1 protein-coding gene is annotated in these 426 nt (G+C 71.6%); it reads right to left on the reverse strand.

Annotated features, from left to right (window positions below; all coding sequences use genetic code 11):
* The coding region (locus I6F37_RS41275; protein ID WP_276573823.1) for a DUF6596 domain-containing protein at positions 1-426 on the reverse strand (426 nt) is incomplete at both ends.

Consider the following 426-nt stretch of genomic DNA (forward strand, 5'->3'; position numbering starts at 1 on the left):
ACCGTAAGAGGTGTATAAGAGACAGTCTTCCAGCCGCACCAGCTCGCCGTCGGGGGCGGTGCGCGCCGCCCGCCGCGACTCGTGCAGCAGCATCAGCGCCAGCAGGCCGGCCACCTCGGGCTCGGTCGGCAGCAGCGAGCGCAGCACCCGGCACAGCCGGATCGCCTCCGCGGTCAGGTCGACCCGCACCGGGTCGGCTCCCGACGTCGCGAGGTAGCCCTCGTTGAAGACGAGGTAGAGCACGGCCAGCACGGCAGACAGCCGCGTCGGCAGGTCCTCGGTCGCGGGCACGCGGTAGGGGATGTTGGCGGCCGCGATCTTCTTCTTGGCCCGCGTGATCCGCTGGCCCATGGTCGTCTCCGACACCAGGAACGCGGCGGCGATCTCTGGCACGGTCAGCCCGCCGAGCAGCCGGAGCGTCAGCGC

It is taken from the genome of Bradyrhizobium sp. NBAIM08 (assembly GCF_020193935.1).
In the GTDB taxonomy this organism is placed as follows: Bacteria; Pseudomonadota; Alphaproteobacteria; order Rhizobiales; family Xanthobacteraceae; genus Bradyrhizobium; species Bradyrhizobium yuanmingense.